Here is a 13995-nt window from a genome sequence, read left to right on the forward strand (position 1 = left end):
ATGGCAAACACCTTTGCGCTGATCCTGACCCTGGCAACATTGGTTACCGGGATTGTCTGGGCGGTGAATAAGTTTAAAATTCAGCCGGCCCGCAAGAAAAAACTGGCGCGCATGGCGGAGCTGACTGAAGGAACCATGGATCAGGCGCATCTTGCTGCAACAGTGGCGAAGCCGACATGGGTGGAAAGCACCGCATCCCTGTTCCCGGTTCTGGCAATTGTTTTGATCGTCCGCTCATTTATCTATGAGCCGTTTCAGATCCCGTCCGGCTCAATGATGCCGACACTGCTGATCGGCGATTTTATGCTGGTGGAAAAATATGCGTACGGATTAAAAGATCCGATCACGCAGACCACACTGATTAAAACCGGTGAGCCAAAGCGCGGTGATATTGCTGTGTTTAAATATCCGGAAGATCCGACACTGGATTACGTTAAACGTGTGATTGGTCTGCCGGGCGATAAACTGGTATACGATCCGTACACCAAAGAGTTACAGATTTATCCTGCATGCGATAAAAATCAGGATAATTGTGAAACACTGCCGGTGACCTATGGTCAGGAATATGAAAGTGAATGGGCAAACCACTGGGAAAAATCCCCGATGGGCGGCGCATTTATGAATGGCTCACGCCAGTTCCCGATTGAAGATGATATGGAAGTAGGCTATCGCCGACAGGCTGAACGTATTGAAAACCTGGGGCCGGTGGCTCACCATATTCTGACTGTACCTGAAATCACACCACAGAGTATCGGCGAACAGCGTCTGTTCCGCCAGCCGGGACTGCCGGCATATACCTGGGTTGTGCCGCAGGGACACTACTTTATGATGGGTGATAACCGTGATAACAGCTCTGACAGCCGTGTCTGGGGATTTGTTCCTGAACAGAACCTGGTCGGCCGTGCGAGTTTCATCTGGTTAAGCCTTGAGAAACAGGAAGGTGAGTGGCCTACAGGCCTGCGCTTCAGCCGTTTCGGACGCATAGAGTAGAAAAACGAGAATTTGCTGAGCATTACTGTGTATCACAGTGTAGAATATGCCCGCTAAATGACTGGCTCTCCGGCAACCGGAGAGCCAGTGCAAACGCAACAGTTTTGTATTACGGTTTTCCGTCGCTACAGGTCTGTTGCGTGTGCCTTTTATAAACTCCACACTTTTTATTTGGTCGCACATGAACCCGATAGTAATAAACCAGCTGCAACGTAAAATCGGCTATACTTTTGTTCAGCACGATTTATTAATGCAGGCGCTGACACATCGCAGTGCCAGCAGCAAACATAATGAACGCCTGGAATTTCTGGGTGATTCCATTTTAAGTTTTGTCATTGCCAATGACTTATATCACCGTTTCCCGAAAGTGGATGAAGGCGATATGAGCCGTATGCGTGCCACATTAGTGCGCGGAAATACCCTGGCAGAACTGGCCCGTGAGTTTAACCTCGGCGAATGTCTGCGCCTGGGGCCCGGTGAGTTGAAAAGCGGCGGCTGTCGTCGTGAATCAATCCTCGCGGATACCGTTGAAGCACTAATTGGCGGTATTTTTCTCGACAGTGATATTCAGACCGTTGAGAAAATTATTCTCAGTTGGTACGAGTCCCGGCTCAGTGAAATTTACCCGGGCGATAAGCAAAAAGATCCGAAAACCCGGTTACAGGAATATTTGCAGGGGCGACATCTGCCTCTGCCGAATTACCTTGTTGTTCAGGTGAAAGGTGAGGCTCATGACCAGGAGTTCACTATTCACTGCCAGATAAGCGGCGTAGAACAACCGGTTAAAGGTAACGGTTCCAGCGTCGGAAAGCCGAACAGGCCGCGGCGGAACAAGCATTAATTTTGTTGGAGCTTGAATGAGCGAAGAAAATACCTATTGCGGATTTGTCGCAATAGTCGGACGCCCTAACGTGGGCAAATCCACCTTACTGAACCAGTTACTGGGTCAGAAAGTCTCTATTACCTCGCGTAAACCGCAGACCACGCGGCATCGCATTATGGGGATCGATACACAAGATAATTACCAGATTATTTATGTGGATACCCCGGGGCTGCACATTGAGGAAAAACGGGCAATTAACCGCCTGATGAACCGTGCAGCCAGCAGCTCTATCGGAGACGTTGAGCTGGTGATTTTTATGGTTGAAGGCACCAACTGGACGCCGGATGATGAGATGGTGCTGAATAAAGTCCGCACCCTGCGTTGCCCGGTTCTGCTGGCGATCAACAAAGTCGATAATGTGGAAGACAAAACCAAGTTGTTGCCGCACATTGCCTTTTTAAGTCAGCAGATGGATTTTCTCGACGTTGTACCACTGAGCGCCGAGAAAAAAATGAACGTGGATACCATCGCGAAAATTGCACGCAAGCATATTCCGCAGGCAGAGTTCCACTTTCCTGAAGACTATATTACTGACCGCTCACAGCGCTTTATGGCCTCAGAAATCATCCGTGAAAAACTGATGCGTTTTCTGGGCGATGAATTGCCGTACTCTGTTACCGTTGAAATTGAACGTTTTTTAGTGACAGAAACCGGGTTATTCCATATCAATGCGCTGATCCTTGTTGAACGCGATGGCCAGAAAAAAATGGTTATCGGTAACAAAGGCAGCCGCATCAAAACGATCGGAACGGAAGCCCGTCACGATATGGAACGCATGTTTGAAGCCAAAGTGCATCTGGAACTGTGGGTGAAAGTCAAAGCCGGCTGGGCTGATGACGAACGCGCACTCCGCAGTCTGGGTTACACTGACGACCTGAAATAAATCAGTGATGGACGGCTGGCAACGCGCCTTTGTGCTTCATAGTCGCCCTTACAGTGAAACCAGTCTGATACTGGATGTGTTCACTGAACAGGAAGGGCGGCAGCGCCTGCTGGCGAAAGGGGCGCGCCGCCGCCGTTCTCATCTGAAAGGAACGTTACAACCGTTCACGCCCCTGCTTATCCGCTGGGGCGGGCGGGGTGAACTGAAAACCCTGCGCGACGCGGATCCCATCTCCCTCGCGTTACCTCTGTCCGGCACCGTGCTTTACAGCGGATTGTATATCAATGAATTACTCTCCCGTCTGCTGGCCAACGGCGTTATTTATTCCGCACTCTTTTTTGATTATCTGCGCTGCCTTCAATATCTTGCGGCGAGTGAAACCACACCGGAACAGGCACTGCGTCAGTTTGAACTGGCACTGTTACACCACATCGGCTATGGCGTGGATTTTCTGCACTGCGCAGGCAGCGGACAGGAAGTTTCCGACACCATGACGTACCGCTACCGCGAAGAAAAAGGGTTTATCGCAAGCCTGGTGGTGGATAACAGCAGTTTTACCGGACGTGAACTGAAAGCCCTTGCCACCCGCGAATTTCCGGATGCGGAAACATTACGTGCCGCCAAGCGCTTTACCCGCATTGCTTTAAAACCTTATCTGGGCGGAAAGCCATTGAAAAGTCGTGAATTATTTCGCCAATTTGTGCGCCCGGCACCGGTTTCGAAAGAAAATAGTCACAGTAGTTCCTCTTCGGTTGAAAAAGGTTAAACTGAACAATAAAAGTTACCCTGAGGATTAAAAAATGAGTGAAGTTTTATTGGGCATAAACATTGACCACATTGCTACTGTCCGTAACGCACGCGGCACAAACTATCCGGATCCGGTTCAGGCGGCCTTTGTCGCAGAGCAGGCAGGTGCCGAAGGGATCACAGTTCATCTGCGGGAAGATCGCCGCCATATTACGGATCGTGATGTCGAACTTCTCAGACAAACTATTCAGACCCGCATGAACCTGGAAATGGCGGTTACTGATGAGATGGTGGATATCGCGTGTCGCATCAAACCGGTATTTTGTTGTCTGGTGCCGGAAAAACGCCAGGAAGTTACAACTGAAGGCGGGCTGGATGTCGCCGGACAAAAAGAGAAAATCGCACGCGCGGTTAAGCGTTTGACCGAAGCCGGAATTAAAGTCTCTCTGTTTATCGACCCTGATCATACCCAGATTGATGCTGCAGATGATGTCGGCGCACCTTTTATTGAAATTCACACCGGTGCTTATGCGGATGCCGCGACATCACAGGAAGAAGATAAAGAATTTATCCGGATAAAAGACGCGGTTGCATATGCTGCGGGTAAAGGCCTGACGGTTAATGCCGGACACGGTCTGAACTATCATAATGTTCAGCGTATTGCTGCACTCCCTGCCATTTATGAGCTGAATATCGGTCATGCCATTATTGGGCGCGCAGTATTCAGCGGACTGGCTGCCGCCGTTGCAGAGATGAAAACATTGCTGAGAGAAGCCCGTCGTTAATGGCTATTGTTGGTATTGGTACAGATATTGTTGAAATAAGTCGCATTGAAGCGGTCATCGGGCGTACCGGTGACCGCTTTGCAAAACGTATCCTCAGTGACGCGGAATGGGATGTTTATTTACAGCACAAACAGCCCGTCCGTTTCCTGGCAAAGCGCTTTGCGGTCAAAGAAGCCGCTTCAAAAGCGCTGGGAACAGGGATCCGTCAGGGACTGGCGTTCAATCAGTTTGAAGTCAGTAATGATTCGCTGGGAAAGCCGAACCTGACCTTTCTCGGCTATGCCGGGGAACTGGCAGCCGCCCGGGAAGTGACGCATTATCATGTCTCAATTGCGGATGAGCACAACTACGCCTGTGCCACCGTTATTCTCGAAACAAACCCAACGTAATTAATACGGTGCGCCTGTTTACAGGCGCGCTTACCTAATTAGTTTACCTCTGTCAGATTTTATCTGCGTGATGTATCAGCACAAATTTATCCCACAGCATTTCCTGAGTCTCTGTATGCACAGGGTCAATAATAATAGTATTCGTTATCGGGCAAACAGACTGACAGGTCGGCTTATCATAATGCCCGACACACTCAGTGCATAAGTCAGGGTTAATTTCATAGATAGAATCCCCCATTGAAATGGCTTCATTAGGGCACTCAGGTTCACACATATCACAATTGATGCAACGCTCAGTAATCAGTAACGCCATAGTCGCTATCACCATATAAATTATTTAAAATTCAGTAACTTATATCTTGCACTTATACGTTACTATCTAACCCTTACGTGTAAATATAACCAGTATCAAAACATTGTATTTACCGGCTCAGTAACACAAAATAGCAACACAAGCCTTTACTCCTGCCCTAAAATACCCTAGTTTGTGAACCGTGCTATAAGTCACTGCAAAATAAGGAGTTTTATGGAACTTTGTGTTACGAATGACCCCGCAGACGCCGGAAAGGTTGATTATATAACCGCGTTATCACGCTGGGAAGCCAGTAAACCCCCCTATACAAGCCGGGATATGAAAGTTTGTGTTACTGCTGCTGTCACTATCTTAAATTATCTCAAAAAATCCCGCAGAACGAAGTATGAAATGGATAACTTTTTACGATTTGATTTCAGTAAAGGCGGTAAGGTTACCATTTATGCGGAGTTTCCAAAAGGGATGCAGCTAAAAGGCCGTAAATTGGGTCAGTGGCCGGAGTTGTCGTTAGATATTGCGCGTGAGAAGGCACAGGAAACGGCGAAAGAAGGACTGACGGCTGAGTCAGTGATAGGGGTGATAAATCGCTATAAGGCTGATCTGGAGGCCAAGGTTAAGCGTCATAAGCTGAGTACGGCGAGTTACAACACCTATTGTTGCCGTCTTAAACAGATTGAGGGCAGTTTCGGCGGACGTGAAGTTTTCTGTGATGTGAAATATATCCGGTTGGTGGATATTCTCGACCAGTGGATAGCAACGAAATCAAACAGCTATGCACTGGAATTATTTGCGGAATTACGCCGCGTCTGGAAATATGGTTCTCCTCTCTATGCCGGTGGCAGAAATATTGCGGCATCATTACCGGATGATTATGTTGCTTCACGGGTTCAGCGACCACAGCCTACCCGGTTATATACGGATATAGAATCTGTTGCCGGTCTGTGGATTAATTTGGCTGCCTGTATTTCATCACATCAGAAAAATGCACTGCGCTATATGATATTAACCGGGGTGCGCCCGATTAATGTCAGTAATCTGAAATGGGAATATATCAATAAAGACATGACGGAAATTACTTATCCGGCAGGCATTACCGGAATGCGCGGGGCAATGAAAACACAAAAAGAATTTCGCCTGCCGGTGACTGCGGCAATTAAAAAAATATTGGCTGAACAAAAAGCCTGGTCTGATTCTGTCTCCGGCTGTAATAAAGAGTACGTTTTTCTTAGCCCGCGTAATCCGTCAGTACCTTTTGCAAAGCGTTCACTGGATAAAATTATAAAAACATACAGCCCGGAAGACGCAGTAAAGGGTATTAAGCACGAAAATACAGTTAAAGGTAGTGCCGGGGCATTTAATACAATGTGCCGGAAGTTTATGAAGAGTAATATTATTGTACAGATGCGCAGGAAAGGCTATTCCCGTTCGGATACCAAAGAAATAAGTTTATTTTGCCTTCATCACTCTAATAAAAGTGATGACCCAATGGGCGAACATTATGATTTTTCTGATGAGATACTGGATGAAGAAATGGCGTTAAAACGTATCGCCTTTAACGCCCATGAGGAAAGCATACTGGCTCAGGTTGCCCTGTTGCGCATTAAAAAACGCTGACTAATAGACAGCTCTGCACTGTTCTTTAAATGCTATGACATTCTGATATTCATAACGGACATTCCTGGCAGAAAAACGAATAGGTGCCAGTAGTTTTTTGTGACGATGCTTGTTACACCAATAAACCAGGGTTTTCCGTGTGATCCCGCCGAGGACATGACAGACTTCATCCGGTGTCAGTAAATCATTATTCTTATATATTATTTTCATCATATTTAATTTCTGTGTATTGTTCATAATAGTATATATTTAAATTCATTTAGTGGAATTATTATAAATAACTGCGTTTGTGTTGATTAGCGTATTATACATTATGTGTTAAGTAACATATCAATACTCCTTTATTGATATTTTTATTATTCATTAGGAATTAAATTATTATATTAAGATCGTTTTATTAATATTGATTTAAGATTAAATTATGTTGTAGAATTAATTCGTACTATTGAATTACAGGGGTAAGGATTAAGTTGCATCAGAGGCCGGGATCGTTTCCTCAACTAATAATTGTAGCTGAAAACTTAAATCCAGCGTCAGCCCCATCATTATCTTCAGGTCACCATTAGAAAAACCGGCACTTTTAAGTTCATGAATAGCCAGTATCAATGAACAGAGCTGTTTGGTTTTATTTCGTAAGTTATCCATGCAAATGTTCCTTTTTGGGTCGTTTTTGCCATTATGTATTCAATTGGTACATCGTCAAGTCAAAAATAACCCTTACATGTTAGTGAAAGGGTTACTAATTGAATTTTAAGATTATTTTTTTCTAATTTTAAATGAAATTATGACTGTACCCAATAATTCAATATTATCTGTGATTTCAATATATTGATTAGGCCAATCCGGATTAACGGATTTCAGTATCGCGGTATAGCCATCATTCATAAACTGCCGGAAAATAATCTCGCCGTTCCCGGCTGAACAGGCAAGAACAGTATCTCCCTCTGAGGGAGATATATCCGGATCAATAAACGCAATTTCCCCGCTGGTGTAATCCGGTGCCATTGCATCCCCGGTTACTGCAAGTGCAAAGGTGTTTTTTCCGCAGGGAACCGGGCAGGCATAGTACTTCCCGTGACTATTGTGCGCAGCGGTGCTTTTTGTCGTTGAGGCGGTAGCTGCCTGCTGCCGGGTCAGCAGCGGGACATGCCTGATTTTAAGATGATTCAGTGGGGTTATATATTCATCATTCGATTGAATTTTCTCAGGATGTTCCTGATCTAACCAGCCGGTGACCAGGTCAAAACATTCCTCAATATGCCGCGCTATCGTGTTTCCGATTCTTTTTGTCGGATTGATACCGATCAGGCGGCTTACCTGTGTTGGTTCACGGTTTATCCTTGCTGAAAATGCAGTATTTCCGCCGATGGCATCACGGAGAGTGCGCGTGTTATCGGCTCTGATCTGATCAATTGTTTTCATATCCATAGCTAAAAATATGTACCTTTTAGTAACAAGTTTCTTGTTGGTACACTTCCGGTGTGCATAATGTCTCCCGAAGGTACATTTCGAGTATATCAGCTAACAGGGAGTAGTCAGCCGGAAGCCGGATAATTTTCCGGCGGGAAAGAGGGGAAAACTTTCCAGGGGGGTTGGGGGGTGATCTTTGAAAGGGGTGTAAGGGCAGGCCCTGCCAGGAAAAAACACTGATCTTAAAGAAAGATCACTGGCAGGGAAACGGTCTTATTCTGGCCGGGCAATATTTCACAAAGCAGGGAGCTGAGCGTGAATACAAGGGAAGCAGCACAAGGACAGTGGGACAAAATATTCAGCCATTATGGTTTGCCGCCAGTTACCGGAAAAAAGCATTTCAAAGGAAAATGTCCGTTGTGCGGGAGACGCGGTAAATTTCGCATTGATGATAAAGACGGGCGCGGAACCTATATTTGCGTGTGTAGTGCCGGAACCGGTTTTCAGTTGCTTGAGCGCAGCCGGAAAAAAAGCTTCAGGGAACTGTCGGATGAAGTGGATCAACTGCTTGGTCGCGTTTATAGCCGGGGAACTAATCAGACAGAAGCGATTACCACAACCGGTACACGGGATCGTGTTCTCAACCAGTTCAATAATCTGTCTGATATACCGGGTACATCTGCGCAAGCGTATCTGCGGTTCCGGGGGATCAGTCTGTTACCTGAACAGTATGTCCGGTTTTGTGATAAACCGCCTGCCGGTAATGATATGGATACCCGGCATTGTCAGTCACTGTGGGCGCTGGCAACAGACGGAAAAAACCGGGTGTGTTATCTGCACCGGACTTTTTTCACCGGTAGCTCAGTCATAAGGCGCATGACAGCACTCCAGAGCAAATCATATCTTGAGTATGCGGATTCAGTGGCGATCAAACTGTTTCCGGATGCTGCTACCCTGGGTATTGCGGAAGGCATTGAAACAGCACTGTCCTGCAAACAGATTTACGGGGTGAATACATGGTCAGTCATGAATGCGGGCTTTATGGGCAAATTTGTTGCCCCCCGGGGGATTGAGCATCTGATTATTTTTGCTGATACGGATAACAGTGCTGCCGGTCATGCTGCGGCATTCACCTGCGCCCGGCGTAATTTATCGGCAGGAAATGATGTGATGACGGTCTGTGTCCGCTGGCCGGATGAAGGGGATTTTAATGATGTTCTCCATACGGGCGGCGAAGTCAGGCAGATAACATTTTCCCGTCAGACGCGGGGAATTACCTGATGAAATCAGAATACCTGTTAAAAGCGTTTGCGCCTTCATCCGTCAGCCTGAGTCATGACATAAAATCGACTGCACCGGATAAGCATACCGGCATGGATACGGCGGCAATGCTCGCAATGGTAGGGGATGATGCGCAGTTTGGTCTTCATGCCTTTTTGGCGAAACATGATGTCAGCAAGGCTGATAAAATCAAAACCATTGAAGCCCTGACACAGTATGCCCTTAAAACAGCACCGGTACTGGTGGTGAAAGCGGCGGGAAATAAACTGGCTCCCTGTATGATGATTCTGGCAAAAATGGCATTTGAGGATTATGCCCGCTCAGCGGGCAGTACCGGGGAATGCACTGAATGTCAGGGAAAAGGGATGGTGTATTGCTGCAAGCCGGTGGTGAAACATCCGGGGATTATCAACCGCGCCGGAGAGGTTGTCATAGGAGCAGATATCCGCGAAGAAATGGTCGGTGAGACGTGCCGGATGTGCAAAGGCAAGGGAAAAATAGCTTACCGCTGCGCCTGTAAAGGACGTGGTAAAATCCCGGATATAAAACAAACTGAATTACAGGGTGTGCCGGTATTCCGGAATTGCCCGCGTTGCAGCGGCCGGGGATATAAACGGATGCCATCTTCTGTGGCGTATGCCGCGATTAAACATCTGGTACCTGAATTAACACAACCAAGCTGGTCACGGAACTGGAAAGGGTATTATGAGAGTTTGATCGGTCAGTGTTATCTTGAGGAACGTCAGATTGATTGGTTATTGAAGCAGGTAGCCGGATAGTATTTAGTTACGGAATGAGTGCTTTGGTTAGTGGGGACAACGGTATATAGGAAACAATGAGTGGAATGATGCATTGCCTTTTTATAAAAAATATGGAATATTTTTATTAAATTTACTTTAAGTATTAAGTTTAATCTTAGGCGGTAAACCTCAGGCACATGTAAGGGACAATATGAAAGACAAAAAATATGATCCGACAATGGGTGGGTATCTGGGAGATGTACTGAGTGGTCGGGCAAAAATCAATGAATTACGACCTCAACATGACTTTTTTTGACGCTATAGGTTTGGAAAAACAGTTACGTGATAATGAACGCGTCATTGTATTGCTAAACATATCCGAAGCCAGGGTTGTATTAGATGAAATGAAAGGAAATACACCGAGTTATGCTCAGGATGCTTATTCCTTTGTAAGTTCATATATGGGAAATTTGCGTGAAGCCACTCTGGTTTATGACCTGTTACGGGAGTTTAATTTTAATTTTGGTATTACCGCCACTCAATACGTTGCTGCTAATGGTGCTCTGATGATAAAGCTCAGCGGTTATGCCGGGTTGCGCCATCATTTAAATGCAACCAATTACCTGAGGAATAATGGTAAAATAATAGGCATGGGGATCGGTCAGAAAGGGTTGAATGCAGCAACGATTGACGGAATGCGTTATACCTTTATTGCAGCAGTAGGATTCCGGTTACTTCAACTTATGTTTCAGAACGAGTATGACCTGTATAATTTTGTCGGTGATATCACAATGGATGTGGCCAAGCTGGGTGTTGCGTCTTTTGTGGCATGGGGAGGAGGTAGTACAATTATTGCTACAGCAGCATTTTTTTTCTGTTGGTGCAAGTCCTCTGATTGTGGGGGTTGCTGTGTTTGTCATCGGTTTCGGAGTCGCGTATTATTTGAATGAATTAGATAATAAATTTGGAATAAGTGAAAAATTAATAGAAAAAATGAAAGAAGTAAGCAATATACCTGATTCAGAACAATATTGGAAAGGTAACAGATAATGAGCAATAATAAGAAAATATTTTTCTTATGCGTCGTTTTTTTATTATACACGATATTGTCATTGCTTGTTTCTTATGCAGGATTTGAATCTTTATTTAAAATAAAAAATAAAAGCGATATAATACCATTATCATATGCCTCTATACTTAGTTTATCTGGAGTTATTCTTGCTTTTATATTTTTAAATATAATATGTAATTCTATTTTTTATTTTATAAATAAAAATAAAAAACCTGAATTTACGTATAAAAAAACCGGAATAGTACTTGTGTGCTGGATATTTTTATCTTTCCCCATATCATGGGGAGCTGGTTTTTATCTGACCTCAAATGGCTATCAAAAATGCCCGCCGACTAATTTTTACAGCCGGTACTATACAACAGACCTTTCATTGTGTTCAGACCCTTATCGTGAAGAACGAACAAGCTCAAAATAATGGGTAACATCTAAACTCATACGCTTTTTTGATGAAAATGTGTACGGTAGTAGATCACAATAGTACCCAAAATAATTAGACTACTATGGTTTAAATAAATAGGGAGGTGGTACTCCCCTATTTAAATTAATAATAAGATAATTTATTTTATATAAAATATTATCTTAATTATCGGATGCTTTTCCGCCAATACATTGAAATTCGACTGAAACCTCAGTTCTGTTACAAATTCCCCATCTATCCATTTGCGTACAGCGGCGTGTCTGCCCACCAAATGCTTCAGCCTCTGTATATCCCCACGCGGAGCATTTTTTTTGCGGCTAATTCAGATGCCTGGTATACATTAACCTGAGGGATCTCAAATGCTCCGAAGATATATCCCATCTTTACCGTTCCATCTGCTTTACTTCCTCCGATGGCTGTCATTTCCTTTTTTACAACACATCCGGTGAGAAGCAAAGAACAGAGAACAATAATAAAAATCCTTTTCATCAAAAACATCCTTAATCTAATTATTTTAAGAATAACAATATCGGGTGTAACTTATTTAAATGTAATCATGAAAATTAACGCAGGGAGATAATATACAAACAAGATATCCATGTCACATAGAAATTTAAAATAACAATTTTCGTGTAATGCTTTTAAATTTATTTCCGGTGATGTGCTTGTAATATGAATAAAACTGTTGTAGTTTTGTCAAATAATGAGATTTTTATATCTGCCTGTTATTGAATGTAATTCAATAGGATGATGTCCTTTCTGAAATCAATCATGATATATATGTAAACAATAAAAATATAAGGTTATCCTTATTTATGGATGAAATATCTGTATCAAATGTACCGTTTTTAATCAACGACGATTCCCTCTGCTATATCAAAACACTTCCCGATAATTACATTGATTTAATTGCCACAGACCCGCCTTATTTTCAGGTGAAAAGCTGTGCCTGGGATAATCAGTGGACAGATGTTTCTGCTTATCTCTCATGGCTGGATGAAATGGTGGCTGAATTCTGGCGGGTACTGAAACCCAATGGCAGCCTGTACCTGTTTTGTGGTTCCCGGCTGGCAGCCGATACTGAGTTGTTGCTGCGTGAGCGGTTTAATGTTCTGAACCATATTATATGGGCAAAACCTTCCGGACGGTGGCAACGACAGGGTAAGGATAAATTGCGCAGTTACTTTCCTTCTACGGAGCGGGTTTTATTTGCGGAGCATTATCGTGGACCGGTTAAAGGTAAGTGCAGCGAATATCACCAGCGGCAGAATGATTTGAAAAAAAGTGTATTTACCCCGTTGATTGATTATTTCCGGCAGGCGCGTGATGCGCTGAATATCAGCATAAAAGATATTCACCGGGCAACCGGCAAACAGATGTCATCACACTGGTTCGGATACAGTCAGTGGCAATTGCCTGCTATTGGTGATTACCGAAAATTACAGGTACTTTTTCAGCGAGTAGCAGATGAACGCCAACTGACTAATTTACTGAACCGGGAGTATGCTGAATTAGTTCGTGAACAGGATGAACTGAGAAATAAGTTTCATGAGCAATCTGAACAACACCAGTTACTCCGCCGTTATTTTTCCGTTTCAGTTGATGTGCCTTATATCGATGTATGGACATTCCCGCCGGTTCCGTTTTATGCCGGAAAGCATCCCTGTGAAAAACCGGCTGATATGATGGAGCACATTATTAAAACCAGCAGCCGCGAAGGTGATTTGGTTGCTGATTTTTTTATGGGATCAGGTGCGACAATAAAAGCGGCGCTAAAAAATAACCGCAGGGTGCTTGGTGTGGAGCTGGAAAAAGAGCGCTTTGAGCAGACTAAAGCTGAAATATTGTCACTTTGACTTCCGAAGTTTCAGGAACGAAAACTACTTGTTTTTTTCATTTTTTTGTAATTTAAAACCAAAAATGATAAGTCCGATTGCTATTAAGCTTTCAATCGATCCTAACAGCAAGTCATTGTGTCCGAATAATCTGAACATAGCTGTTACAAAAACTATCATACCCGCCATAATGAATTTAAATGATTTTTGACGTAGTGGATTTGGGTTATCCGAAGACATGAGATTCCTTTTATATAATGTTATGTAATTTAAGATAAGTATTACATAGTTGGCTATTTCGGACAACTAAATGTCATTAGTTATAAAGGTTCCGTCAGAGCAAAATATCTATATTTCAGTATCTCTTTTATCAATATGCAAAATACACTTTAATTTGTGGGTATACACATGCCTGATAAATATTCCAGCCCCACGGCTTATACATGGGGATTAATTACATCTGTACTCGGCGTGCTGTCTTTAGATCAATGGGCAGTGATCGTTGGGATTATCTGTACTGTCGGTACTTTTTTTAGTGAACTGGTATTACAAGCGCAAAGATCATTTGCTCAGAACAAAAGGAAAACATCATAAAAAATAATATGGTCCGTAAAATAATATTGTTGGCTGTTGGT

General features: G+C 44.0%; 17 protein-coding genes and 3 pseudogenes. 13 read left to right on the forward strand and 7 right to left on the reverse strand.

The window, feature by feature from the left end; all coding sequences use genetic code 11:
• The 6 genes and pseudogenes from lepB (at position 1) to acpS (ending at position 4677) form a co-directional block, all read left to right on the forward strand.
• A complete protein-coding gene (gene lepB / locus AYY17_RS10335) occupies positions 1 to 990 on the forward strand; it encodes a signal peptidase I (RefSeq protein WP_067423473.1) in 990 nt (329 codons plus the stop codon).
• Positions 991 to 1171: 181 nt separating this feature from the next.
• Positions 1172 to 1851, forward strand: a pseudogene (gene rnc / locus AYY17_RS10340) (ribonuclease III).
• Entirely contained in the window at positions 1848 to 2756 is a 909-nt protein-coding gene (gene era, locus AYY17_RS10345; RefSeq protein WP_067423475.1) for a GTPase Era, read from the forward strand. Before rnc ends, era begins: the two are co-directional and overlap by 4 nt.
• Before the next feature lie 7 nt (positions 2757 to 2763).
• Complete coding sequence (recO, locus tag AYY17_RS10350) at positions 2764 to 3522, forward strand: DNA repair protein RecO (RefSeq protein ID WP_067423477.1); 759 nt, start codon at positions 2764 to 2766, stop codon at positions 3520 to 3522.
• A gap of 34 nt (positions 3523 to 3556) precedes the next feature.
• Positions 3557 to 4288 carry a pyridoxine 5'-phosphate synthase gene (pdxJ, locus tag AYY17_RS10355; protein ID WP_067398733.1) on the forward strand — a complete coding sequence of 244 codons (732 nt, stop codon included), beginning with the start codon at positions 3557 to 3559 and terminating at the stop codon, positions 4286 to 4288.
• Positions 4288 to 4677, forward strand: a complete 390-nt coding sequence (gene acpS, locus AYY17_RS10360; RefSeq protein ID WP_067423479.1) for a holo-ACP synthase — start codon at positions 4288 to 4290, stop codon at positions 4675 to 4677. Before pdxJ ends, acpS begins: the two co-directional genes overlap by 1 nt.
• 52 nt (positions 4678 to 4729) lie before the next feature.
• On the opposite strand, the gene AYY17_RS10365 is transcribed toward acpS, so the two are convergent.
• Positions 4730 to 4990 carry a YfhL family 4Fe-4S dicluster ferredoxin gene (locus tag AYY17_RS10365; protein ID WP_067398564.1) on the reverse strand — a complete coding sequence of 87 codons (261 nt, stop codon included), beginning with the start codon at positions 4988 to 4990 and terminating at the stop codon, positions 4730 to 4732.
• 213 nt (positions 4991 to 5203) lie between these two features.
• Between AYY17_RS10365 and AYY17_RS10370 the strand changes: the two genes are divergently transcribed.
• Positions 5204 to 6604 carry a site-specific integrase gene (locus tag AYY17_RS10370; RefSeq protein ID WP_067423481.1) on the forward strand — a complete coding sequence of 467 codons (1401 nt, stop codon included), beginning with the start codon at positions 5204 to 5206 and terminating at the stop codon, positions 6602 to 6604.
• Here the strand turns inward: AYY17_RS10370 and AYY17_RS10375 are convergent, their stop codons facing one another.
• From AYY17_RS10375 to AYY17_RS10385, 3 genes are all read right to left on the reverse strand, one after another.
• On the reverse strand, positions 6605 to 6817 hold the full coding sequence (locus tag AYY17_RS10375) for a helix-turn-helix domain-containing protein (RefSeq protein WP_235845345.1): 213 nt from the start codon (positions 6815 to 6817) through the stop codon (positions 6605 to 6607).
• A gap of 252 nt (positions 6818 to 7069) precedes the next feature.
• Positions 7070 to 7249: a hypothetical protein gene (locus AYY17_RS10380; RefSeq protein WP_067423485.1), complete on the reverse strand. Its 180-nt coding sequence runs from the start codon at positions 7247 to 7249 to the stop codon at positions 7070 to 7072.
• A gap of 111 nt (positions 7250 to 7360) precedes the next feature.
• The gene (locus AYY17_RS10385) at positions 7361 to 8026 is read right to left on the reverse strand and encodes a S24 family peptidase (protein ID WP_067423572.1); all 666 of its coding nucleotides are present in this window, start codon (positions 8024 to 8026) and stop codon (positions 7361 to 7363) included.
• Positions 8027 to 8329: 303 nt separating this feature from the next.
• Between AYY17_RS10385 and AYY17_RS10390 the strand changes: the two genes are divergently transcribed.
• The 4 genes from AYY17_RS10390 (at position 8330) to AYY17_RS21550 (ending at position 11522) form a co-directional block, all read left to right on the forward strand.
• Positions 8330 to 9295 carry a toprim domain-containing protein gene (locus AYY17_RS10390; protein ID WP_067423487.1) on the forward strand — a complete coding sequence of 322 codons (966 nt, stop codon included), beginning with the start codon at positions 8330 to 8332 and terminating at the stop codon, positions 9293 to 9295.
• Positions 9295 to 10074, forward strand: coding sequence for an antitermination protein Q (locus tag AYY17_RS10395; protein WP_067423489.1), 780 nt, complete (start codon positions 9295 to 9297; stop codon positions 10072 to 10074). The genes AYY17_RS10390 and AYY17_RS10395 overlap by 1 nt, the downstream gene beginning before the upstream one ends.
• Before the next feature lie 227 nt (positions 10075 to 10301).
• Entirely contained in the window at positions 10302 to 10985 is a 684-nt protein-coding gene (locus AYY17_RS10400) for a hypothetical protein (protein WP_162271109.1), read from the forward strand.
• Positions 10986 to 11084: 99 nt separating this feature from the next.
• Complete coding sequence (locus AYY17_RS21550) at positions 11085 to 11522, forward strand: DUF1240 domain-containing protein (RefSeq protein WP_156656681.1); 438 nt, start codon at positions 11085 to 11087, stop codon at positions 11520 to 11522.
• A gap of 164 nt (positions 11523 to 11686) precedes the next feature.
• Here AYY17_RS21550 and AYY17_RS22275 read toward each other — a convergent pair.
• Together AYY17_RS22275 and AYY17_RS22280 are read right to left on the reverse strand one after the other, a co-directional pair.
• Positions 11687 to 11782, reverse strand: a pseudogene (locus AYY17_RS22275) (hypothetical protein); the annotation flags it as partial.
• Between the two features lie 19 nt (positions 11783 to 11801).
• Positions 11802 to 12014: a YecR-like lipofamily protein gene (locus AYY17_RS22280; protein ID WP_235845346.1), complete on the reverse strand. Its 213-nt coding sequence runs from the start codon at positions 12012 to 12014 to the stop codon at positions 11802 to 11804.
• A 326-nt stretch (positions 12015 to 12340) separates the two neighbouring features.
• Between AYY17_RS22280 and AYY17_RS10410 the strand changes: the two genes are divergently transcribed.
• Positions 12341 to 13381 carry a DNA-methyltransferase gene (locus AYY17_RS10410; protein WP_202906401.1) on the forward strand — a complete coding sequence of 347 codons (1041 nt, stop codon included), beginning with the start codon at positions 12341 to 12343 and terminating at the stop codon, positions 13379 to 13381.
• Positions 13382 to 13405: 24 nt separating this feature from the next.
• Here the strand turns inward: AYY17_RS10410 and AYY17_RS10415 are convergent, their stop codons facing one another.
• Complete coding sequence (locus tag AYY17_RS10415) at positions 13406 to 13600, reverse strand: hypothetical protein (RefSeq protein WP_067423493.1); 195 nt, start codon at positions 13598 to 13600, stop codon at positions 13406 to 13408.
• A gap of 168 nt (positions 13601 to 13768) precedes the next feature.
• Here AYY17_RS10415 and AYY17_RS21230 point away from each other — a divergent pair.
• Positions 13769 to 13961: pseudogene (locus AYY17_RS21230) on the forward strand (phage holin family protein).
• Positions 13962 to 13995: the final 34 nt, after the last annotated feature.

It is taken from the genome of Morganella psychrotolerans, assembly GCF_001676055.1.
GTDB lineage: Bacteria > Pseudomonadota > Gammaproteobacteria > Enterobacterales > Enterobacteriaceae > Morganella > Morganella psychrotolerans_B.